Here is a 21,386-nt window from a genome sequence, read left to right as displayed (position 1 = left end):
GACTCCCTTACGAGTTACGCATAATGATGGATTCCAGCATATTTGCAACATCCTCGCATGAATCCGTTGTCGTTTCAAGGCGTTCGTACAATTCTTTGCGTTTAATCAGTTCAATAGGGTCAGTTACAGTTGCAAACAGGTTTTTAATGCAAATACGCAACAATTCATCCCCCTGATTTTCCAAATCATTCAGGCGAATAGTGTATTCACGAATGGCCAGCAATTTTTTCTGTGAAAGCAAATGCACAGCTTTCTGAATTTCGTAAGCTGATTGACGCAAAATATCAGCGAACTGCACAATATACTCGTCCGGCTCCGTAATATTGTACATATAAAAACGAGAAGCCGTCGCTTCAAGACCGTCCAACACATCATCCATGGTTGTTGTCAGTTCCATGATGTCGTCGCGTTCCAACGGCGTAATGAAGGTCTTGTTCAGCTCAGTAATAATCGTGTGTGTGTAATCATCACACTTATTTTCATACTTCTTCATTTCATTTGTAAACAAAGTTACATCCTGAAGATTTGAAGTATGTTGGGCAAAATAATCGGCTGCTTGCACGATCGTATCTGCCATATTTTCCAACGTCTCGAAGAATATATCCTTTTTCTTCAATCTCATAACGATTACCCCTTTACGAAAATATCCGCAACCTGTTTCGACTGCAATAGACAACCTTTGCTATCTTATCACACTCATCAATGTTTTTGTAATGTTTGTAAAAGCAAATTTAATGATATACGTATACATTGCCCGACATGGAAGGTCATTATCCGACATTTTTTCCCTAAAAAGGTGTATTTCGTTTTCTAATTTGCTTCTATGGTTACATGTTCCTTTAGTGAAGTATCTGCAGGTACCACATGTATATAGGATGTACCTGGTGTTAACGGGATTTCAACCCCATTTTTCATAAAACGAATCGCATCACCTGGTGTATGTTGCCACTCAGCCTGTATTAACCGTCCTTGTCGAAACACCATGGCCTCTCCGCTACCGTCCAACTCAACACTTAATCTGCCTACATCATCCAACGTTCGATGTCTAGCGCTCATCACAATGACATTGGCTGCTGAGAGCTGTTGGTTATTATTTTGATCCACATGTGACTTTTCGTTCACAAAACGCTTATATTGTTGATCCGCTGGATCATAGGTATAAGATACCCGATAGCTTTTAAGCAAAAACCGAATTTGTAAAGATGATGCAGTCTCGTCCACCATAACTGGGGTTTCACCGGATTTGAGGTAAGAATATACTGGAACGTCCGTCTGCTTGGCATACCCTTTACTATCGCTTCCTTTGCGCAGTCTGTTCACGTCTGTGTATAAATTATGTGGAGGACGACGATCTTTGCTTCGCCAGAAGTAAGCCCCTCCATTTGAAATCTCATCCAGATGTTCCTTCCGCTGCTGCTGTAAAATCGCATAGGCATCTGTGCTTCCTCCTGCGTGTATCGGCAACGCACCATAGGTTTCGCCCAGCTCAATCAAATACGGTCGAATGCTACGGACCGGTCCGATCTTTACATCTCCGCCATGACTTTGGAAAAAAGCGACCAGACGGGTAATCCCACCTTCTGCAAGAACTTCATATACCATGTCTGCCTGGCTAAGTCCTGCCTGTGGACGTGCAGCCGGAGCATTGTTGATCATGACAGCGAGCGGTCGCTCCAAAACTGGCTGCTCCACCGGAAGACCGGTGAGCGGAGCTGTAAATGCCGGAATAGACTGCTCCTTCGGCGGTTCAAGTGCCTCCTTCTCTGTTTCTTGCTTGGTCAGTTGGGGAACGGATTCAGATTCACCCGTATTGGACATAGCAGAACAAGACATCAGCGTCATGCATAACAGAGCTGAGGCCATCACACGCAACCAATGATTTCGTTGGGAAATGGGCCCGGACAAGTTCATCCCTCCACTTAGTTATTTTTCTCATTATAAGCTTTATTTCCTGTTTTTGTCTTGATTGAAGCATGACCAATCTATAGAATACTTATCTGAAGACATTAAAATTTAAAAAATATTTAGACTTTGTGATTTTTATCACAAATAACTGTAACTGAACCTACTACAATAAAGGTGTAGCAAAGATGATCATCCCCAACAAAATGAAATACAACCAACATTATAGATTAAGAAAGAGGAGTGGTTTGAATGTTTAACAGCTGGTTACGTGAGAACAAAGTCGCAATGTGGTTGCTGACTGTAGTACGGGTTTATCTAGGGTATGAATGGATGACCCACGGACTTGAAAAGCTGACAGGTGGATTCGATGCAGGCGGATTTATCTCGGGGGCCATTGCTAAAACAGGTGGAGACCATCCCGCTGTACAAGGCTGGTGGGGATCGTTCCTCGAAGCCTTTGCCCTGCCGAATGTAGGTTTGTTCAACGTCCTGATCCCATTGGGTGAGTTCTTGGTAGGGGTTGGCCTGCTTCTCGGTACATTGACTACACTGGCTGCTTTGATGGCTATGGTTATGAACTTCTCGTTCCTGTTCTCGGGTACAGTAAGCACCAATGCAATCTACCTGCTGTTTGAAATCTTCCTTGTAGTTGCTGGTGCAAATGCCGGAAGAATTGGCTTTGACCGTTGGGTACTGCCCTTCCTGCGTGGACTGTTTCGTAAAAATAAAGATACCTTTCCAGCGGACCCTAGTCGAAAAATAGCTTAAACATCCCAAAATAACCGTTATCCTCCGGGTAATGGTTATTTTTTTTGTGCTGTTATGCTCACAAGAGGTCTTTCAGCTCCTTCTAACTCGAACTCTTTTATCGGATTCATCATCCCCCCAAACGTTTACAAGTTGGATACAACATGGAATGCTCACGATACATTTACCCTATACACTACAGTTACATCAAAGAACGTAATGGAGGGTTATATCATGAAAAAAATTACCAAAGCCTATCTCATGCTCGCAGCCGTAACTTTCACAGTGCAGACTATGGGATTGGGATATACGACATCAGTCAAAGCGGCGACGTCTACTACGACATCTCAGGCAGAAAGTGTACAACTTATCTCCAAGACCTTCGAGCAGCTACTACGCCAACCCGACAAGCTACCTCAGGCATTCACTTATTTGCAAAAGCATATTCAATCCATTCCAGCCTCTCAAGCTACCATCATGGTGCTTCATCTGGAAAATGCGCAGAAACAGCAATTGGATTCCTATGCAAAGACCTTATACCCGGCCTCTGTTCAAACCAAAATAAATCAAATCTATAAACCCGGTGATTCGTTCACAAATGTAATCATCCGTTCAAGCGATGTGAACCTGAAAAAGTTGCTAACTCAAACAAGAGATGCCGGCTACAAACTTGAAACTGCAGAAGGCATGTACTACCCAGTCATCAACTATGAAAAATATAAAGTCTTCGGGAAGCACACCACGACAGATATCCGCAGCTATATTGACATCATGGCGATGGAATCCGGACAGGCGGCTACCAAGGATGCCGCGCTCCGTATCGGCTATCAACAGTTAGCCGGACGAGTGCTGGCACAGGAGGCATTTTTAAACCAATATCCTCATTCCAACCGTACACAAGCTATAAAAAAATTGCACGATCTGTACTTCTTCTATACTTTCTATGGCACGAACAATACGCCATTATTCGATTATGATACCGGGAAGATTCATCCGAATGCGAAAAAAGGGTATCAATTCGTCGTTCAACGTAATATGGATTCGAAGAGTACCTACATTCAAAAGCTGAAAGCATTTATGACACTGTTGGATCAAAATGGAGATCAGCGTACTACGCAGGTATCCACTTGGCTTAAAAAGAACGTGCCTTCTAATTAATCAAAAACGCAAAATACACAAAAGAACTTCCATTCCCACACACCATGTGGATTCGGAAGTTCTTTTTTACATTTACGTATCACTTTCTTGACCAAAAGCCCAACAATTGAGACTCAACGAGCCAAGGACATACGACTGAAAAAGCTTATGCGCAGAGCGCTCATGATCCGCAGCCCCCATCGCATAAAACAAAGGTGAAAAATGCTCTATTCCATAAGAAGGTACCGCCTGTTTGGCATATGGAGCCTTTTTGTCATATTGGAATAGGTGACGCAAATTCCAGTCTTGGAGCTGCTGTGCAATCCAGTCATCATATTGAACGGCCCAATCGGCTGGCTCACTCGTCTGCTTGAGTGTCCGCAAGTTGTGGACCAATCCGCCGCTACCGATAATCAAAATCCCTTGTTCTCGCAAAGGCGCCAGCATCCGTCCAATCTCGTATTGCTCCTGGGGAGCGCGCCGAGAATCAATGGATAAGGGTACGACCGGTATGTCCGCATCAGGATATATATGCCGCAAAACCACCCATGCTCCATGATCCAGTCCTCGGTTCCGAACCGGCTGGTGGAACAGGTTATGCTGACTGAACAGATGCTCTATCTCCTCATACAGCTTCGGATCGCCTGGTGCAGGGTAATCGATTGAGTACATTTCTTCGGGAAAGCCATAGAAATCGTGCAACGCTGCATGCTGATCATCCGCGCCAATACATTGATCGGGGCTATCCCAATGCGCTGAAAAAATGACAATTCCTTTGGGTCGGGGCAGGCTCGCGCCCAGCTTTGCAAGAAAGCTGGTATATGCGTTATTTTCTACAGCCAGTGTCGGTGAACCATGCGCAACAAAAATTGAGGGTAATGTCATCGCTGCCAACCTCCACACGCCAGTATAGTGTTACTCTTCCATTTTACTCCGGCGGAGGCGCAATTTCCAATACAATCCGTTACACACTGAAATCAGATCATCCAGTGCTGCCAATCCCGTTGAATATTTTCCTGTTCATCCAGCCATTCAAGTGTCCGATCAATGAGCCGTTGCCGCTCTTTACCTGACGAGAAAGTGTGATCCCCCTGGAAAATAATCTCTTTATCACAGCGTCCCTCTGGACGCATCCAGAATATCTTTTGAAACAGAAATGCATAATCCACAGGAATAATATCATCCGAGGTGCCATGAACAACGAGCACATCTCCGTTAAATTTAACGGCCTCCTGGAACGGCTGAAATTGAGCTAACGACTCAAAATAAGCAGGCGTAAACTTATAGCCCAAATAGTCGGCATGACCGGTTTTAACAGACTCATCGTACACGCTTCGCTCCGTAATTTTGACGATGTCGTTGAATGGATAGCCCACTGCTGACCAAAGAACCAGATTTTGTACTCTCTTATCCCGTACGGCTGTGAGAAGGGCAACCGCGCCCCCCAGACTGTGACCGATCAGCGTCACCTTGGTTGGGTCAATGTCCGCACAATTGACGGCGTAATCCAACACGGTACGTGTCTGATTAATCATGGATTCGAGCCCCTGCTTGCCGTATTCACCTGTGCTTTCCCCACAACCGGCAAAATCAAAGCGCAGGACAAAGTATCCCCCTTCGGCCAGTTCACGCGCAGTCTTGACGAATAATCGATCTACTCCGATACGATTGCCCACAAAACCGTGACATATAACAACGAGGGGAACTCGTCTCTGACGCTCTCCCTCATTTGTACGGTTTGGATAATGAATTGTTGCGGCCAGCTCTTCATGTTCAAAGCGAATTCCAATTTGCCGTTCCATCCTGATTCCCCCTGTTTCAAGCTTCACTACACATTTATGAATTCAAGCTCATATAGTAACGTGGAATATCCATCCAGGATATTCATTCACTTTAATTCCGATAAGTTTAATAAGTTTTATAGTAAAGTCAGTCTATCATCGCCCTGCTTCCTTGTCAACCTGTCAGTTCACATCGTTAAAAAAGTAAACAAATAGCGCTCCCCGGTGCGATTCCGGAGAACGCTATACTACACTTATTAGAGTGAATCCACTACATTAAAGTAGACATTCGTTATTCGTAGCTGTTCCTAAACATTTGGTGGGTCTCCGTTCGTCCCTCCCACTCCAGCTTACAAGAGGCGCCGTTATGTTCATCCTCATGCCACAGGCTGCGGTAGTTCTGTGCACCTAGTTCACCTGCAAATTCTGTATCCTCAGCCACTTCAATATCGTCCAGTATACGGTAGGTTGGAGAAGTTCCTTGAACACTCCGGTGACTCACATTTGTAGACGAGGCCACCCCGCTATTCCTGTTCGAAGCGTTTGCTAATCGTTTTTGGACTGAATAATCTGCCTGGTTCTCCAGTTTCATGATGCCACACCCTCTTAACGTTTATATTCAGGTTGCTCTATGTGCTCACCCTGTATCCAGTTTGAGGAGAATGCAGCGGTAATATACATTTTATAGATAAAGTCTTTTGCCATCCGACGCTTCCTCACGTATACTGTCTTTGTTACGAAATGGCGGTTCCATCACCCCGGAATACGCTCATAAAGCAGGAGGAAGAAATGAATAAAGCAAAAAATTATACGCTTATTGCATGGATTGCCTTGTCTATGTTTTTTTTGACACAGGCAATTATCGGATGGTTTGTCACCTTTACAGGTGGGGATATCAAACCCTTTGAAAAAATCAGCCTATCCACCCTTATCATCATCGCCGCAGGAGCCATTCTACTCGTTGAAGCCCTGATGAATTTTATGGACCGTCCCGAAGAAGGCGAGGAGACACAACAGCCAGACCATGCCCCTGTAAAGCCCCAGATGAATCTCAAATCCATCTTGATGTATGTTGTGTTAGTTGTCGTGATTCTTGTCGCCGGACTGGCGCTGCGCAGTGTACTGCCGGTATTCAGGATCTCACCTTGGGTAAATTTAATTCTCGCCGCCATCGGCTTTATTGGACTCAAACCGATTTTTCTGCGTAAAAAGCGTTCATAGCCCGCAATTCTCATTATATGGAGCTGCCTCATTTTGGATCATAGCAGCTCCTTTCCATTTCGATCAGGCAACCGACTTACAGCTTGAGCGTGCGCCAAAAAGCCGTACTCCTGGCCTGCAAGAAGCTGCATGGGGGAATACGGCTTGATATACTTTAAAACTTATTTGGAAAATAGTTGTTCTGCATTATCCAGAGCAATTTTATGTCCCATCGCGGAATAGTCCAGCCAAGGCTGTCCGTCCAACATGTAGACATGCCCTTGCTTCACCGCTTTGAGACCTTGCCATACTGTATTTCCTTCCAGCTGTTTGTATACCTTTTGGGCATCCGCGCCTTTACTGATGATAACAAGGATCGCATCGGCATCATAATCCGGTAAAACCTCTTGGGAAACAACTTGATAAGCCTTGTTGATCTTTTCTACACCCTTGGCTGGCTTCAAACCCAAGTCCTGATACAACAGCGGTCCTACGGGACGCTTCATCCCCATAACACGAACCTCTTTCGCCGTCACACGTACAGCCATAACCGTTCCGTCCCCAATTTTTGAATGAATCAGCTTTTTGACTCGTTCCTTCTGTGTATCATAATCTTTTAGAAATGCGTCTGCCTGTGCTTCATGTTTGACCATAGCAGCTATTTTTTTCAATTGATCCTTCCATGTGCCTTCATCCAGATCAAAAACTTCGGTCGGCGCAATTTTTTCAAACTTGGCCACATCGGTTCCCGAATATTTTTTGTCCAAAAAAATATGATCAGGTTGAAGTTCCAATACCGCTTCCATATCCGGGTCTGTGACAACACCTAGCTTACGTGTAGTTTGAAGACGATCTTTTACATGGGGCAGAAAATCCTTCACATCTCCACCAATGACCGAACCAGCCGGAGTAATGCCCAATGCCAGCAGGTTGTTTGTCAAATGAATAGACATCGAAGCAATGCGCGAATCCGCACTAATGGTTGTCTGCGCACTGCCAGCCGCTTTCGTATCGGTAGCCTGTTTGTCGGCTGCTTGTCCGCAAGCGGACAGCATGATCATGCATACAACAAGAGTTGTGACTACCCATGAACGTTTAAAATCTGAACCCTCAAATTTGTGCTTTCTCATGTTTACTCTCTCCTATGCTACAGAAACTCTACATTATAATGATCAATATAGAAGGCTTCTGCTTAGTTATTAATTTCAACGGGTTGCATCATTTGCATCATATGATTTCATATGTACCTATTCCTTCTGTCATTTTGTTCGGGACAACAGGAATAAAAAGTATGGAGCTCCTACCACAGCAACCACCACACCTGCGGGAATCGCATTCGGCTGAAACACCGAACGCCCAATCGTGTCTGCGGTGACCAGAATAACGACCCCGACCAAACAGGCTACTGGCAGCAAATGCTGGTACATCGGCCCAACCAGACGGCGAGCCAGATGAGGCGCAATCAGCCCAATAAAACCGATGCCTCCAGCCATGGATACGCTGGCACTGGATAGAGCCACGGCTGCGCCCAGCAGTAATAGACGCTGGCGCTTCACATTTGTGCCGATTCCAGCTGCGGTCTCGTCGCCCAACGACAGATTGTTCAGACTGCGCGTCTGCGACAGAACGTAGGGTAATACAATGACTATCCAAGGCAACAAAGCCGCTGCGTGTATCCAATCCCGGCCCCAAACGCTGCCAGCCAACCAACGTGCAGTAAATGCGTACGTATCCTCATCCAGCCGCAACGACCAATACAGCGTTATGGCGCTAAGACCCGAGGCTACACCGATGCCGGACAAAATCAGACGCACCGGCACGATTCCTCTGCTGCGGTTATAGGACAACAAAACAATTAGCACCGCCGCAATGACACCTCCTGCAAAGGTAAACAAGGGGATCAGAACGGCGGCCGATCCGTCCAGGTCGCGAAAAAAGCTAACGAACATCACCAGTCACAACGCAGCCCCCGCATGAAGACCGAGCACTCCCGGATCAGCAAGTGCGTTCCGTGACAAGCCTTGCATGACCGCCCCGGCTGCGCCTAGTCCCGCTCCAGCTAGCACCGTTACAGCAATACGTGGCAGACGATATTCGAACAGAACGATATGATCACGTCCGTTGCCACCGCCAAACAACGTATCCAGCACACGTAGCGGTGGAATACGAATCGTTCCGGTATTCAAACCCAAAACAAGGACAGCAAAGCTGATCCCCGCCAATACCAAACAAACGAGCCAAGCCTTTTTCGTTCTTGTGTCCCCAATCCCTAAAGAGCGACTCACTATAAATCCCTCCTTTCCTTACGGGCGAGAAAGAGGAAAAAGGGTACTCCGATAAAAGACACCATAATCCCAATAGCTAGCTCCTCTGGCGGATTTGCCATTCTCGCTCCCAAATCTGCCAGCACCAGTAATACGGCTCCCAATAACGCAGACAACGGCACGATCTGGCGATAATCCACACCGATTAGCTTGCGAGCGATATGTGGGATAACCAAACCTACAAAGCCGATGGCTCCGGCAGCCGATACAGATAGGCCGGCCAGTACCACTACAGTCAGCAGACCCAAAAGCCGGATACGCCTGAGATTCAACCCAAGGTTTAACGCCACCTCATCGCCCATCGAAATCAGCGAAATGGAACGTGCCAGCCCCATAGACCAGGCGATCACAATAAGCAAAATCGGTGCAAGAATCTCAAGCTGCGACCATTTAATCCCGGCTACGCCACCCGCATACCAGAAGGCTAAATCCTGACTTAGATCAAAATAAATCGCAATCCCCGAAGTCATGGAACCTAACAAGGCAGCCGTCACAGCTCCAGACACCGTCAATCTCATAGGTGTCAATCCTCCCGGTGCAGATGCTCCCAGACCAAATACTAGTAAGGTACTCATCAGCGCCCCCAGGAACGACAATACTATTAACGTCCCATAAGGTAGATTGGGGAAAAAGGCAAAACTCACTGCAACTACAAACATCGCTCCTGCGTTAATGCCCAGCACACCTGTATCTCCCAGCGGGTTTCGTGTAATACCCTGAATCAGAGAGCCTGCCACCGCCAGCGCAGCTCCAATAACAGCTGCACCGAGTACACGCGGTAATCTCAGCTCGTGAATGATCTGATGGGTCATTAGCGAACGATCATAGTGAAATACTGCCGACCACACGGTGCTTACGGTCAAATCCTTGGCTCCGAGAGAAATGGCGGCGAATATGGCCAAAGCCAACAATACAGCCGAAGCTGTGAACAACAACGCCTGCCGAACCCTACCCGCTCGAAGCACTGGACGTGCTGTTATGTCTACTTCAGGAACTGCCCTCTCTGTCAGAGCTGTATGTTTGTCCATGCTGTCTTTGGACTGCATTTGGTGAGGTCACTCCCTCCATACCTGAAAATCATCACGTCTCTTATAACGATAATGATAATTATTATCAACTTGATACATAATAGCATGTTTCTATGACATTGCAAGCCAAAAACTGTTCCCCTTAGGAGGAACAGTTTTTGAATATATCTATATGATTTTACTGCACAAATGACTCCAAACGGTCCTCTCTTTAGTACGTAGGCCAGCCTGCCGAATCCCATTTCAAATCACTAATCAGAAGCTTTGGATTTCCACCATCAGTGGCATCATAGGCATGACGTGCAATCACACTGTTGTTATAGACAGATTGTCCACCCGGTCCCTTCCAACGGTCATTCCCTGCATCCAGTATCGTTCCACCGCCATCCATCAGGCTTTTGCCGCTCTTGTCCACATACGGTCCGGTAATACTAGTAGAGCGACCGTAAATAATCTTATAATTACTGTCTACGCCTTTGCAGCAGTTATCAATGGAAGCAAACAGATAATAATAGCCGTCGCGGTATGTAACATGTGGCGCTTCCAAACCACCAGCCGTACGCTTGGCGATAGAATAGATCTGGCCCGTAGGCTTCATCGTATTTTTATCCAGTCGAGTCACTTTCAAGCCTGAATTCCATGAACCAAAGGAAAGCCACGGGTTACCGGAAGCGTCAATGACGAGATTCGGGTCAATAGCATTATAATCGTTAGCATCCGTCGTACGCAGCACTAGTCCATCATCTCTCCAGCTCCCCGCGCCAATGCTCGTTGCGGAAGCTAGTCCGATAGCCGAGGTCCGGGCACCAAAAGTAGAAATGGAATAGTACAGCCATACCCGTCCATTGTACTTTTGAGCATCCGGTGCCCATACATCGTTAGTCTTTTGCTTAGGTACATACGTTTTCCACCATGATGGCGGCGACAGAAATATTTGCGGCAATCTGTAAAAATTGCGTCCGTCGTCCGATCTTTGAACCTGTATCCCCTGCCCTGTGGAGAAAATATACCATGCGTTGCCTTCCTTCGTAATGGACGGATCATGCACTGCCACATCGCCAGTTAACGCCCAATGCTCTGCGGATGCAGATGGCATCACTGACAGCATTAAAGCAGCCGAGGTTACGGCAGCAAACGCCGTTCGGGTCAATTTACTCTGTACTGATTTTTTCCATGCCTTCAACATTCTTTCGCACCTCCGAATGAGTATCTTATAATGAAATTCAGGTGACACACCTATTACATTAGTGTTTATACTTATGAAGTTACCCATATATTAACCTATCACATTCAGTTTTGTAAACGCTTTATTTCAAATAAAAAGAAATTCGTAAACTACGCATAACAATATACATACGAGGATTTTGCAAAATTCTGATACAAAAAAGGAGCCCATAGGCTCCTTTTCAAATTAACATATTAAATAGATTTTCGTTTTTGTTCAGTTCCGTGTATTTAAGCCCCTTGCGGTTCATTCGTTCAATTAAAGGAAGATAGTCTTCCTTGTGGAACAGCTCAATGCCGACCAGAGCTGGTCCATTTTCCTTATCATTCTTTTTCGTATATTCAAACCTAGTAATATCGTCGTCTGGTCCAAGCACATCCTGTAGAAACTCACGCAGTGCCCCAGCTCTTTGCGGGAAATTCACCATAAAATAATGCTTCAGTCCTTCGTAAATGAGGGACCGTTCCTTAATCTCCTGCATACGATCTATATCGTTGTTACCACCGCTGACGATACAGACAACCGTTTTGCCTTGAATCTGCTCGCGATACAGATCAAGTGCTGCAACAGGCAGTGAGCCCGCAGGCTCCACAACAATCGCATTTTCATTATACAGCTCCAGAATCGCGGTACATGCTTTGCCTTCCGGTACCTTCACAATATCGTCCAAGGTATGCTTACAAATATCGTATGTCAGCTGACCCACACGCTTCACTGCAGCTCCGTCAACAAATTTGTCTATTTGATCCAGTGTAACCACCTTGTGCACACGCATCGCTTCCGTCATCGACGCCGCGCCGAGGGGTTCCACGCCAATTACCTTGGTGGACGGACTCACGGTTTTAACATACGTACCTACGCCTGCCGCCAAACCGCCGCCGCCAATCGTTACGAACACATAGTCCATAGGTGTATCTAGGCTCTCCATCACTTCCATCGCAATCGTACCATTGCCCGCAATAATTTTCGGCTGATCGAACGGATGGATGAAGGTCATTGCCTGCTCGCTGCACACCTTCATGGCCTCGTCATAGGCATCATCAAACGTGTCTCCGGTCAGAATGACCTCTACACTGTTACCGCCAAAGCGACGAACCTGCTTGACCTTCTGATTGGGCGTTGTACTCGGCATAAATATTTTACCGTGGATACCAAGAGCATTACATGAAAAAGCCACACCTTGCGCATGATTCCCTGCACTCGCACACACGATTCCTTTTTCCATTTGCTCAGGGGTCAAGCTACGGATCATGTTGTAAGCTCCACGGATTTTAAAGGACCGCACGACTTGGAGATCCTCTCTTTTCAGATACACATTACAGTTATATTTGGCCGATAGGACGGCATCCCTCTGTAAAGGTGTACGTACAATCACCTCACGCAGCATATGATGCGCTCGTACAATATCTTCCATGCCAACGGTTGACGCCATGGTCGGGTCAGTTTTCTGGGTTTCTGTTGGTTCCATAGGTTCTCCACGCTCCGCCTGAATATTTCTGTATTTGAGCATTTTGCATAAACCCCAAGAGCGATTTCAAATCAGCAATATACAGATCGAAACGGTTTAGTTCGTCTATATATTGTACTTTTGAGCGTCAGGAATCGAATTATGCAAAGTGCTGTATTTGAAATCTTTCAAATATCATACCACGTTTACCCATAGCTTGTGCAGATGATAGTCATGAAAATGAGAATGAAAATCAATCGAATCTAAAAAAAGGCAGACCGGGACAATACCCGATCAGCCTTTTCTGACGTTGCACATTTCTTGTATTCCATTGCTCTATTTAATACCCTTCCAATTATCCTTTTACTCCGCCTGCCGTCATCCCTTCAATAAAGTAACGCTGGAAGAACAGGAACACGACGAGAATCGGTAAAATAGCCAAAACGGATCCCGCGATCAGCACATCATAATTGTTGCCATACGGCGTCAGCAGACTGGACAGTCCAATTGGCAGTGTCAGCATGTCGTTGGTACGTAATACAATCATCGGCCACAGGAAGTTATTCCAACTGTTCATCGCCTGCAAAATAGCCATTGCCGCAAATGCAGGCGCCATCAGAGGCATCATAATCCGCACGAAAATGCCATATTCTGAACAGCCGTCAACCCGCGCAGCATCCATGAAGTCCTTGGGAACACCACTCAAATATTGACGGAAGAAAAAGATCGGGATCGGCGCGACGACGAAGGGTAGAATTACGCCCCATACTGTATTAATTAGCTTCATGCCAATCATTAGCTTGTAGAGCGGCAGCATGATAATTTCTACCGGGATCATCATCACGACCAGTACCAGTGTGAAAATCACATTTTTCAATCTAAAACGGTACATCTCCAGACCGTAGCCAACCATCGCGGACAATATCAGACATAACACCGTAAACAAGACGGTAATGACAATACTGTTCCAGTACCATTGAAAATAATCCGTCGTCCCCTGAAAGATGAACGCATAGTTTTTCAAGGACATGATGCCCCACTCCAGCTTAAGATTCAAGCCGTAGCGCAGCAGCTCCGTCGATGGCTTGAACGAGGCAAGCGTCACGGCAAATAGCGGAAACAGGGCAAACCCGGCAAACAGAATGAACAGGACAACGAGCAATGCGGATAACGAGCCTTTTTGTTTCTGAGCCATCGCTTAATCCTCCTTCCGGAACATACCGAAAAATTTGAGCTGGATCAGGTTCAGCACGAGTGTAAATACGAGCAATACAATGCCCACCGCAGCTCCGAATCCCATACTGTTCTGCTCCAGACCTTGGCGATAGAGATAGCCAACAATTGTTAAACCAATATCATTCGGGGAGTTATTTCCGTTCCACAACATGTAGCTCTCCGTGAACATGGACAACCCCGCATAAATGCTAATCGTAAATACGTAGATCGTTACTGGTTTCAGCATAGGAATCGTAATCCGCCAAAATGAATCGAAACGACTGGCTCCATCAATTTGCGCAGCCTCATACAACTCAGGAGGAATGTTCTGGAGTCCCGACATGTAGTACAACATATTTACGCCCAACCATCTCCACAAGGCCAGCACAATCAACGCTAAAAAGCCGGTGTTCGCATTCATTAGCCATTTGTAAGGCTCCAGACCGAATACCCCCAACAGGGAGTTCATCAGCGAACCATCCAATTCCCCGAACATGAGGCGGAAGATCGTTCCTGCTACCACCACTGAGGTTAGTGCAGGGATAAACATCACGGAGCGAAACAACCCTCTGCCCGGCATTTTAGGCGAATTCAGCAATACCGCCAATACCAGCGGCAGAGGAATCAGCACGACCAGGGTAAGGAGCGTGTACAGGACGCTATTCAATATCGCCTTTCCAAACGTAGGATTGATTAAGTCCTTATAATTTTCCAGTCCAACATAAGTTGTTATCCCTGGCAGGACTTCCTGAAAGCTCATAATGACCGTCGATATGACCGGATAGGCAAAAAATAACGCAAAGGACAGTAAAAATGGAAGGACAAACACATACGGTGCCGTACGGCTGGAATGAATAAAGCGACTCCATCGGCTTCTGGTCGGACGCTGAGGCTGTGGCGGCTGACCTGTCGGTACATTAGCGTTCGTATGAACGGGCGTTGCCATGAATCTCACTCCCTTTCCTGTTGGGGTCTATCTCAGTTCATCTGCCAGCTCATGTAGCACCGTGGCTGGATCTTCGCCATTCTGTAGTGTCCGATAAAGTATTTTATTGCGCACAGCACTGGCGATATCAGGCGTTTTCGGACCGATATGCACCGCATTGATTTCATCTTTGACTTCGATGAGCGTGTCAAAAATATTCGTTCCGAAATACTCCGTAAATTTATTCTTGGCTTTGGCTTCCGGCATGGTCCACACTTCACTACGGATGGGATCAAAACCAAGCTGCTTCCAGATCTCCACATTCCCTTGCTTGGATAGCTTGGCAAAGGCCAGAAAGCGCATCGCCAGATCCTGGTGCTCTGATTGGTTCGTGACTACTGTTCCGGTTCCACCCATACCCGCTGAGCGAAAACCACCTTTTTCCCACGCTGGCATGGGTCTGATGATAATTTTACCTTTTAGGTCAGGCATGTAATCCGTAAAACGTCCCATATACCACATCGGCATCCATACCGAAGCGGCCCCACCTTTGTTCATAAATCCGTAGTATTCCTCCATGTGATGCCCGCCGCCCGGTGCGGGAATAGCGATTTTGTCTTTTATCATCTGTTGAAGAAACTCGAGTGTTTTAATATTGGTTTCGTTATCCAACGTCAACTCGCCCTTGTCATCCAGAAAATCTGAATTTTGCTGGGAGATCATCGGCCAATAGCTCCATAGGTCATTCGTTTCTAAGGTCGCCATGGGCTTGCCTGTTTTCGCCAGTACTTGCTTGCCTGCAGCAGCATAGTCTGCCCAGGTGACGATGGAATCCGGGTTTACCCCCGCCTGGTCCATAATCTCTTTATTGTAGTACATCACTTCGGCCCCAACGTGGAAGTCAATGCCGTAATATTTACCGTCTTTGCCGTAAATCTGTACTCTGGAAGGCACAATGTTATTGATCTCGGGGTCAATCACCGGATTGAGCGGGACCAGCTGCGGTATGCCTTTGAGGAAATTACCGATCTTGTTCACCTCGATATCCGCGATATCCGGCGCTCCCACCCCCGATTGCAGCGCAATCGACAGCTTACTGTGATGGTTATCATAAGGAAATGTATTCGCTTTCAAATTAATCAATTCATCAGGGTGCTGTTGGTTCCATTGGTCAGCCATTTGCAGAAAAAACTTCTCATGCAGTTCATTGAACGTCCATAATACAAGTTCTGTTCCCGGCCCATCCTTTTCATCGGTCTTGAAAGAACAGCCTTGCAGCAGTCCAGCCATCAAAACCACCGCCATAAGCATCAAAGCCATGCGTTTTCTTCGCAGCAGCATATCCTTCCCCCTTCGCATGATGAAATCCTAATTCGTAAATGATTGCGCTTTCTTTTATTATTTAACATCAACACAAATTAGTTTACAACAACATTATTTATAAAATATTTATTTTCAACGCAGATTAGCGTCTCCTTTGCATTATAGGGGGAAAATGAATTGAATGAGGCTATGATGATTTTTGCATAAAAAAGAGGCCCCACTCGAATTGAAACTCGAAGTTGGGCCTCGCTTTTTTAACTACTCTTGGGAATGGGCTGCTTCGTCCTTTACTTCTTCCCGAAATGATCTAATACTTTCTTTACGACGATTATTTTTTTCTTCGATCTGCTTACGCTCCTCGTTGCTGATTTCAGAGGAAAATTCGTTTAGATATCCTTCAGCTTCATGCAGGTTCTGCTGTGTGTTCTGAATACTTTGTTGCAAATGTTCAACATTATCGGCTCGATTATCTGGTTTTGCCATTCGTTTGTCGCCTCCTAATTATGGGGTCGCTCAGTAGAGCGCTAATCCGTAGCTTGATCGCTATCGGATCATTTTATGCATTAAAATGCTCCCCAAACCACTTTCCTGCGGCTTCGGCTTCAGTCCGAGTCAATTGATGACCATTGCGTTCCCAATATGCTTCCACCTGCGCTCCGGCCCCTTCCAATAATGCTTGCAGCTCCTGAGATTCCGAAATCGGAACAATGGGATCATTCTCACCGGAAGACAAAAATACAGGGATACCATTCAAAGCTGGCAAATCCAGGCCACGCAACGGCACCATTGCATGGTGCAAAATAGCTCCACGTAACGCTTTTGCATCGTGAAAGAGCATGCTGGCGGCTATGTTTGCACCATTGGAATAGCCAAGAGCCACCACGTTATTACGGTCAAAATCGTATTGCTCTGCTGCTGTGTCCACAAATTCGCTCAGTTCTTTGGTGCGAAATACGAGATCCTCGATGTCGAACACTCCTTCTGCCAAACGGCGAAAGAAACGTGGCATCCCATTTTCCAGCACATTTCCTCTCACGCCTAATACAGAAGCTCCCGGTGCTACCATCTCAGCCAAAGGTATCAGGTCTTGTTCGTTCCCGCCTGTACCATGCAACAGCAAAATAACCGGGGCTTGCGGATGATTTCCTTTACGAAATACGTGTTTCATTTATATTTCCTCCTCATTTTTTCTTTAAATTAAGATTCTTATTTTTAGTATAAATTGATTATAGCCAACTTCGCTGCCTTTTACAAACCTAATTAGTCTGATCTAAATCTTTTTCTAAAACCTGAACCTAAAAAAGGAACCTCCCAATCCACGATAAACGTAGAATAGGAGGTTCTTTGTACATTTAAATATTAATATTAGAACAACAGCTTATCAGGATGCGTGCCTACACGCTCATCAAGATGAAGACCATTGATTCGTTCAATATCCTCAGTCGTCAATTCAAAATCGAATAAATCAGCATTTTCGCGAATACGATGCGCGGTTACAGATTTGGGAATCGTCACAATCCCCCGATCCAGATGCCAACGCAAAATAACCTGCGAAGAGGTTTTACCGTATTTGGCAGCAATCTCAACGATGTCCGCTTGCTCGGTTAATTTCCCCTTCATCAGCGGACTCCACGATTCAAGCTGAATCTGGTGCTCCCGGCAGTATTGATGCAACTCTTGTTGAGTCAGACGAGGGTGAAGCTCCACTTGGTTGATGACAGGAACCATGTTGCTGTCTTTGAGGAGGTCTTCGAGATGGTGAACTTGGAAGTTACTAACTCCGATAGCGCGTACGCTTCCTTCTTCATACAGTCGTTCGAATGCCTTCCAGGTTTCCTTGTACTTATCCTTGCCAGGCCAATGAATGAGATACAGATCAATGATATCCAGACCCAGCCGCTTACGGCTTTCCTCAAAGGCACGCAGTGTTGAATCGTAGCCTTGATCCTGATTCCATAGCTTGGTAGTTACAAACAGGTTTTCTCTAGCCGCTCCACTATCACGAATGGCTTGTCCAACCAGTTCCTCGTTGCCGTAGATCGCCGCTGTATCAATGTGACGGTAACCGACCTCAATAGCTGTTTTGACCGCTTCGTAGACCTCATTGCCTTCCGCCTTGTAAGTACCGAAACCGAGCCAAGGCATCTGAACTCCGTTATTCAGTACAGTTGTATCCGCAATGTTCCCCATGTCTATTCCTCCTGTTCCTGATTATGAATTATTCAACGGGATGATTACAGTTTAGTTGCATCCTGAAAAGCATTCACTTGAAGTGGAGCAGCCAACAATTCTTTAGCCGCGGCAACAAATGCCTGGAAATGGGCAGAATTATTATGGAAATCTACAGCAGCAGCATCTTTCCACTCTTCAACCATCGTAAATGCGTTGGGATCATTCAGATCCTGCATTAACGTGTAACGTACATTGCCTTCTTCAGCTTGGGATGCGCTGATCAGCCCTTGGGTTTGTTGCAGAAAAGTCTCTCTTTTTTCAGGTAAAACTTTCATATCGGCATGAATAATAATCATATTATGTTCCTCCTCGTATTATGTAACTATTTCTATTATAGACCATTCTTTCGACAGAATAAAAGTGCGGGCGTTTCTGTAATACAGTAAAATAGATCGTATGGGGGAGAAGATCAGCTGATCCGTTCCTCCTATATTTTGTTTAACGGCGGTGAAGGCATGTGCGTTTTCAGACAAAACTAATGGTATTTATATCTCTTTTAGTACTGGTAGTTACCGGGCTGTTGGGATTATCCTTTCGATATATGATCACCTCCGCTCTATATGATGAAATCGGAGAAAGGGCGCTCACCGTCGCCAATACCCTCGCCGTAGATGCGCAGGTCAGAGACGCTCTGGAGCAGACTGAGACGACGCAATTGCGTTCGCGTATCAACGAGGTCATAAAGCCTGTCCAAGCCAGCAGCGGCGCTGATTTTATTACTATTGCTGATCGTCATCTCATTCGACAGTGGCATGTAAACCCGGAGCGCATCGGCACGCCTATGATAGACCCCATGAATGATAAGGTACTGCAAGGGCAGTCCTTTATCACTGAATCGACGGGTTCTCTCGGACCGTCAATACGCGCCAAAACAGCCGTTTATGATACGCAAGGTAAGGCCATCGGGCTCGTCTCTGTAGGTTTTTTAATGACAGATGTGCAGCAAAATATTCGAACATACACATATGCATGGCTCTGGTTTATGGTGGGCGCGCTGATGATCGGCATATTGGGAAGCCTGGTTATAGCGCAACGGGTTCGACGCGCACTGCATGGACTGGAGCCAGTGGAGATCGGACGGTTGTACCAGGAAAAGCAAGCCATTATTGAGTCCATCGGCGAAGGAATTATCGCGGTTAATAGTAACGGACAAATCACACTTGCCAATCCACAGGCAGCTCGCTTGATCGGACTCCCCGCGGAAACCTCTATCTACGGATGCGACCTTCGTCACTTGACAGGTGTTCCAGATGTACTGGTTGATATGCTTGTTGCCGATTACACAGTAGAGCATTCAACGATGGGGCCAGATCAGGGACAGGACATATGGAATAAGGAAATTGAGGTCCAGCAGCGAATTGTAGTCGTCAGCCGTGTGCCGATCCAGGATCGTTCCGGTCGCATCATGGGCACGGTTGCCAGTCTGCGTGACAAGACCGAACTGCTCCACATGACACAACAGTTGACAGAGGTCAAAGATTACGCGGAAGTACTTCGATCACAAACACACGAATACGCCAATCGGCTGTATCTCATATCCGGCCTGATTCAGTTGGAGTGTTATGACGAAGCGGTGGACTTTATCACCCAGGAATCAGAGGAATATCGTGTACACAGGCCGATTGGCACAGCTCTCCTAACCGATTCAATCATCGCCAGCCTACTGATCGGTAAGAAGAAACAGGCGCTGGAAAAAGGGGTTTTACTCCATTTTGATATTAAAGGAGCATTCTCAACCCAGTCTCCTACGTTGGAGTGGTCCTTTCTCGCTTCCATAGCCGGAAACCTGCTGGACAATGCCATGGAAGCTGTTGCGATGTCCTCCATCTCTGACGGACAGGTCTGGTTCCGGCTTGAAGAAACGACTGAAGCCATCATCGTCGAAGTTGCGGATAACGGATCGGGAATTTCGGACGATATCCAAGAAAAGCTGTTTGTCAGGGGAGCTTCGACCAAAGCAGATGCAGGACATGGATATGGCCTTGCTCTCGTGCTGGAGTACACTGAACGAATGGGCGGCTCTATTGAAGTGCATGAACGGCCTGGTGGTGGAAGTATTTTTGAGGTATACATTCCTTTACATAGGACAGATATGAGTAATGATGCAAAAGGAGGTTATGCCCATGAATGAGCGAGTTTTATCGGACATTGAGGTTCTTATTATTGAAGACGATCCGCGAATTGCGGAGATTAACCGCCGATTTATTGAAAAGGTAGACGGGTTCACCGTATGTGCAATCGCGACGAACGAATTTGAGGCAAAACTTCAACTGGACGTGCTCCGTCCTCCTCTAGTCGTGCTGGATGTTTATTTTCCTGATACAGATGGTCTAACCCTGCTATCGTTCATTAAGCAACACTATCCGGGTACAGATGTTATTATGCTGACTGCCGCCAAAGAAGCTGAAACAGTGGTACAAGCCGTTCGAGCAGGCGTGTTTGATTTTATCGTAAAGCCGCTTATATTCGAGAGATTGCGTGCGACCTTGGAGGAATATGCCCGGTTTCGGCGACAAATCACAACATGGCAAGAGGAACAATCCACAGTCGAACAATCTGAAATTGACAGTTTGCTTCAAAGCGCGGGCACCGGTCGGATGGCGGGGAACGGAGTCGGAGAATTATGGGCCAAAGGCATCGATAAAGTAACTTGCGACAAAGTGCTAGATCTCCTGAATCGACGGGGTGAGGTGACTACAGGTACAGTGGGAATTGAGCTGGGTATGAGTCGTTCTACAGCCAGAAGGTATCTGGAGTATTTAGTGGAAAGTGGCGACGCGCACCACGATCAGGTGTACGGAACCGTCGGCAGACCGGAGCGTATCTATCGGCGACAGCGGAGGGATGCATAAACCACCCAACTCTGATGTCCTGTTACTTCCCCCTCTTCCTATTCA

At 46.4% G+C, this 21,386-nt stretch carries 21 protein-coding genes and 1 pseudogene; 5 read left to right on the top strand and 17 right to left on the bottom strand.

What is annotated here, in order from left to right; all coding sequences use genetic code 11:
- Positions 1–7: 7 nt before the first annotated feature.
- Together NLX82_RS21915 and NLX82_RS21910 are read right to left on the bottom strand one after the other, a co-directional pair.
- Positions 8–622 carry a DUF47 domain-containing protein gene (locus tag NLX82_RS21915; protein WP_007428879.1) on the bottom strand — a complete coding sequence of 205 codons (615 nt, stop codon included), beginning with the start codon at positions 620–622 and terminating at the stop codon, positions 8–10.
- A gap of 188 nt (positions 623–810) precedes the next feature.
- Positions 811–1,905 (bottom strand): DUF3048 domain-containing protein, encoded by a 1,095-nt coding sequence (locus NLX82_RS21910; RefSeq protein ID WP_254349055.1) that lies wholly within the window; start codon positions 1,903–1,905, stop codon positions 811–813.
- 249 nt (positions 1,906–2,154) lie between these two features.
- Here NLX82_RS21910 and NLX82_RS21905 point away from each other — a divergent pair, with 249 nt between their 5' ends.
- Together NLX82_RS21905 and NLX82_RS21900 are read left to right on the top strand one after the other, a co-directional pair.
- Positions 2,155–2,673 carry a DoxX family membrane protein gene (locus NLX82_RS21905; RefSeq protein ID WP_023987083.1) on the top strand — a complete coding sequence of 173 codons (519 nt, stop codon included), beginning with the start codon at positions 2,155–2,157 and terminating at the stop codon, positions 2,671–2,673.
- 213 nt (positions 2,674–2,886) lie between these two features.
- Positions 2,887–3,810, top strand: coding sequence for a hypothetical protein (locus NLX82_RS21900; protein WP_028542000.1), 924 nt, complete (start codon positions 2,887–2,889; stop codon positions 3,808–3,810).
- Between the two features lie 72 nt (positions 3,811–3,882).
- On the opposite strand, the gene NLX82_RS21895 is transcribed toward NLX82_RS21900, so the two are convergent.
- The 3 genes from NLX82_RS21895 to NLX82_RS21885 all read right to left on the bottom strand — a co-directional run bounded on the left by NLX82_RS21895 (position 3,883) and on the right by NLX82_RS21885 (position 6,162).
- A complete protein-coding gene (locus NLX82_RS21895; RefSeq protein ID WP_023987081.1) occupies positions 3,883–4,674 on the bottom strand; it encodes a dioxygenase family protein in 792 nt (263 codons plus the stop codon).
- A 92-nt stretch (positions 4,675–4,766) separates the two neighbouring features.
- Positions 4,767–5,591: an alpha/beta hydrolase gene (locus NLX82_RS21890; protein ID WP_023987080.1), complete on the bottom strand. Its 825-nt coding sequence runs from the start codon at positions 5,589–5,591 to the stop codon at positions 4,767–4,769.
- Between the two features lie 271 nt (positions 5,592–5,862).
- Positions 5,863–6,162, bottom strand: a complete 300-nt coding sequence (locus NLX82_RS21885) for a hypothetical protein (RefSeq protein ID WP_023987079.1) — start codon at positions 6,160–6,162, stop codon at positions 5,863–5,865.
- A gap of 197 nt (positions 6,163–6,359) precedes the next feature.
- On the opposite strand from NLX82_RS21885, the gene NLX82_RS21880 reads away from it, so the two are divergent.
- On the top strand, positions 6,360–6,791 hold the full coding sequence (locus tag NLX82_RS21880; RefSeq protein ID WP_013308831.1) for a hypothetical protein: 432 nt from the start codon (positions 6,360–6,362) through the stop codon (positions 6,789–6,791).
- 161 nt (positions 6,792–6,952) lie between these two features.
- On the opposite strand, the gene NLX82_RS21875 is transcribed toward NLX82_RS21880, so the two are convergent.
- From NLX82_RS21875 to NLX82_RS21820, 12 genes and pseudogenes are all read right to left on the bottom strand, one after another.
- On the bottom strand, positions 6,953–7,900 hold the full coding sequence (locus tag NLX82_RS21875) for an ABC transporter substrate-binding protein (protein WP_023987077.1): 948 nt from the start codon (positions 7,898–7,900) through the stop codon (positions 6,953–6,955).
- Between the two features lie 129 nt (positions 7,901–8,029).
- Positions 8,030–9,055, bottom strand: a pseudogene (locus NLX82_RS21870) (FecCD family ABC transporter permease).
- Positions 9,055–10,122 (bottom strand): FecCD family ABC transporter permease, encoded by a 1,068-nt coding sequence (locus tag NLX82_RS21865; RefSeq protein ID WP_370671136.1) that lies wholly within the window; start codon positions 10,120–10,122, stop codon positions 9,055–9,057. Before NLX82_RS21865 ends, NLX82_RS21870 begins: the two are co-directional and overlap by 1 nt.
- 211 nt (positions 10,123–10,333) lie before the next feature.
- Complete coding sequence (gene abnA / locus NLX82_RS21860; RefSeq protein ID WP_013308827.1) at positions 10,334–11,308, bottom strand: arabinan endo-1,5-alpha-L-arabinosidase AbnA; 975 nt, start codon at positions 11,306–11,308, stop codon at positions 10,334–10,336.
- Positions 11,309–11,528: 220 nt separating this feature from the next.
- Positions 11,529–12,815 carry a threonine ammonia-lyase IlvA gene (gene ilvA, locus NLX82_RS21855; protein ID WP_069080226.1) on the bottom strand — a complete coding sequence of 429 codons (1,287 nt, stop codon included), beginning with the start codon at positions 12,813–12,815 and terminating at the stop codon, positions 11,529–11,531.
- Positions 12,816–13,149: 334 nt separating this feature from the next.
- The gene (locus NLX82_RS21850; protein ID WP_023987072.1) at positions 13,150–13,989 is read right to left on the bottom strand and encodes a carbohydrate ABC transporter permease; all 840 of its coding nucleotides are present in this window, start codon (positions 13,987–13,989) and stop codon (positions 13,150–13,152) included.
- A 3-nt stretch (positions 13,990–13,992) separates the two neighbouring features.
- Complete coding sequence (locus NLX82_RS21845; RefSeq protein WP_023987071.1) at positions 13,993–14,955, bottom strand: carbohydrate ABC transporter permease; 963 nt, start codon at positions 14,953–14,955, stop codon at positions 13,993–13,995.
- Between the two features lie 27 nt (positions 14,956–14,982).
- On the bottom strand, positions 14,983–16,275 hold the full coding sequence (locus NLX82_RS21840; RefSeq protein WP_023987070.1) for an ABC transporter substrate-binding protein: 1,293 nt from the start codon (positions 16,273–16,275) through the stop codon (positions 14,983–14,985).
- Between the two features lie 240 nt (positions 16,276–16,515).
- Positions 16,516–16,740, bottom strand: a complete 225-nt coding sequence (gene tlp, locus NLX82_RS21835) for a small acid-soluble spore protein Tlp (RefSeq protein WP_013308822.1) — start codon at positions 16,738–16,740, stop codon at positions 16,516–16,518.
- A 73-nt stretch (positions 16,741–16,813) separates the two neighbouring features.
- A complete protein-coding gene (locus NLX82_RS21830; RefSeq protein ID WP_053324659.1) occupies positions 16,814–17,425 on the bottom strand; it encodes an alpha/beta hydrolase in 612 nt (203 codons plus the stop codon).
- Between the two features lie 197 nt (positions 17,426–17,622).
- Positions 17,623–18,447: an aldo/keto reductase gene (locus NLX82_RS21825; RefSeq protein WP_025721170.1), complete on the bottom strand. Its 825-nt coding sequence runs from the start codon at positions 18,445–18,447 to the stop codon at positions 17,623–17,625.
- Positions 18,448–18,491: 44 nt separating this feature from the next.
- Complete coding sequence (locus NLX82_RS21820) at positions 18,492–18,785, bottom strand: putative quinol monooxygenase (protein WP_013308817.1); 294 nt, start codon at positions 18,783–18,785, stop codon at positions 18,492–18,494.
- Between the two features lie 161 nt (positions 18,786–18,946).
- Here NLX82_RS21820 and NLX82_RS21815 point away from each other — a divergent pair, with 161 nt between their 5' ends.
- Positions 18,947–20,620, top strand: coding sequence for an ATP-binding protein (locus NLX82_RS21815; protein WP_023987066.1), 1,674 nt, complete (start codon positions 18,947–18,949; stop codon positions 20,618–20,620).
- A complete protein-coding gene (locus NLX82_RS21810; protein ID WP_023987065.1) occupies positions 20,613–21,341 on the top strand; it encodes a response regulator in 729 nt (242 codons plus the stop codon). Before NLX82_RS21815 ends, NLX82_RS21810 begins: the two co-directional genes overlap by 8 nt.
- Positions 21,342–21,386: the final 45 nt, after the last annotated feature.

It is taken from the genome of Paenibacillus sp. A3M_27_13, from assembly GCF_024213315.1.
Taxonomy (GTDB): Bacteria; Bacillota; Bacilli; order Paenibacillales; family Paenibacillaceae; genus Paenibacillus; species Paenibacillus polymyxa_B.
This window is presented reverse-complemented; position numbering and strand designations above follow the sequence as displayed.

What these genes read in the sequence shown, in the direction of transcription:
- NLX82_RS21890 (WP_023987080.1), bottom strand. Translation starts at nt 5,591, where the DNA reads ATGGAACGGCAAATTGGAATTCGCTTTGAACATGAAGAGCTGGCCGCA.
- NLX82_RS21865 (WP_370671136.1), bottom strand. Translation starts at nt 10,122, where the DNA reads ATGGACAAACATACAGCTCTGACAGAGAGGGCAGTTCCTGAAGTAGAC.
- NLX82_RS21850 (WP_023987072.1), bottom strand. Translation starts at nt 13,989, where the DNA reads ATGGCTCAGAAACAAAAAGGCTCGTTATCCGCATTGCTCGTTGTCCTG.
- NLX82_RS21810 (WP_023987065.1), top strand. Translation starts at nt 20,613, where the DNA reads ATGAATGAGCGAGTTTTATCGGACATTGAGGTTCTTATTATTGAAGAC.
- NLX82_RS21880 (WP_013308831.1), top strand. Translation starts at nt 6,360, where the DNA reads ATGAATAAAGCAAAAAATTATACGCTTATTGCATGGATTGCCTTGTCT.
- NLX82_RS21840 (WP_023987070.1), bottom strand. Translation starts at nt 16,275, where the DNA reads ATGCTGCTGCGAAGAAAACGCATGGCTTTGATGCTTATGGCGGTGGTT.
- NLX82_RS21845 (WP_023987071.1), bottom strand. Translation starts at nt 14,955, where the DNA reads ATGGCAACGCCCGTTCATACGAACGCTAATGTACCGACAGGTCAGCCG.
- NLX82_RS21885 (WP_023987079.1), bottom strand. Translation starts at nt 6,162, where the DNA reads ATGAAACTGGAGAACCAGGCAGATTATTCAGTCCAAAAACGATTAGCA.
- NLX82_RS21915 (WP_007428879.1), bottom strand. Translation starts at nt 622, where the DNA reads ATGAGATTGAAGAAAAAGGATATATTCTTCGAGACGTTGGAAAATATG.
- NLX82_RS21830 (WP_053324659.1), bottom strand. Translation starts at nt 17,425, where the DNA reads ATGAAACACGTATTTCGTAAAGGAAATCATCCGCAAGCCCCGGTTATT.
- NLX82_RS21900 (WP_028542000.1), top strand. Translation starts at nt 2,887, where the DNA reads ATGAAAAAAATTACCAAAGCCTATCTCATGCTCGCAGCCGTAACTTTC.
- NLX82_RS21875 (WP_023987077.1), bottom strand. Translation starts at nt 7,900, where the DNA reads ATGAGAAAGCACAAATTTGAGGGTTCAGATTTTAAACGTTCATGGGTA.
- NLX82_RS21895 (WP_023987081.1), bottom strand. Translation starts at nt 4,674, where the DNA reads ATGACATTACCCTCAATTTTTGTTGCGCATGGTTCACCGACACTGGCT.
- NLX82_RS21820 (WP_013308817.1), bottom strand. Translation starts at nt 18,785, where the DNA reads ATGATTATTATTCATGCCGATATGAAAGTTTTACCTGAAAAAAGAGAG.
- NLX82_RS21825 (WP_025721170.1), bottom strand. Translation starts at nt 18,447, where the DNA reads ATGGGGAACATTGCGGATACAACTGTACTGAATAACGGAGTTCAGATG.
- NLX82_RS21905 (WP_023987083.1), top strand. Translation starts at nt 2,155, where the DNA reads ATGTTTAACAGCTGGTTACGTGAGAACAAAGTCGCAATGTGGTTGCTG.
- ilvA (WP_069080226.1), bottom strand. Translation starts at nt 12,815, where the DNA reads ATGGAACCAACAGAAACCCAGAAAACTGACCCGACCATGGCGTCAACC.
- tlp (WP_013308822.1), bottom strand. Translation starts at nt 16,740, where the DNA reads ATGGCAAAACCAGATAATCGAGCCGATAATGTTGAACATTTGCAACAA.
- abnA (WP_013308827.1), bottom strand. Translation starts at nt 11,308, where the DNA reads ATGTTGAAGGCATGGAAAAAATCAGTACAGAGTAAATTGACCCGAACG.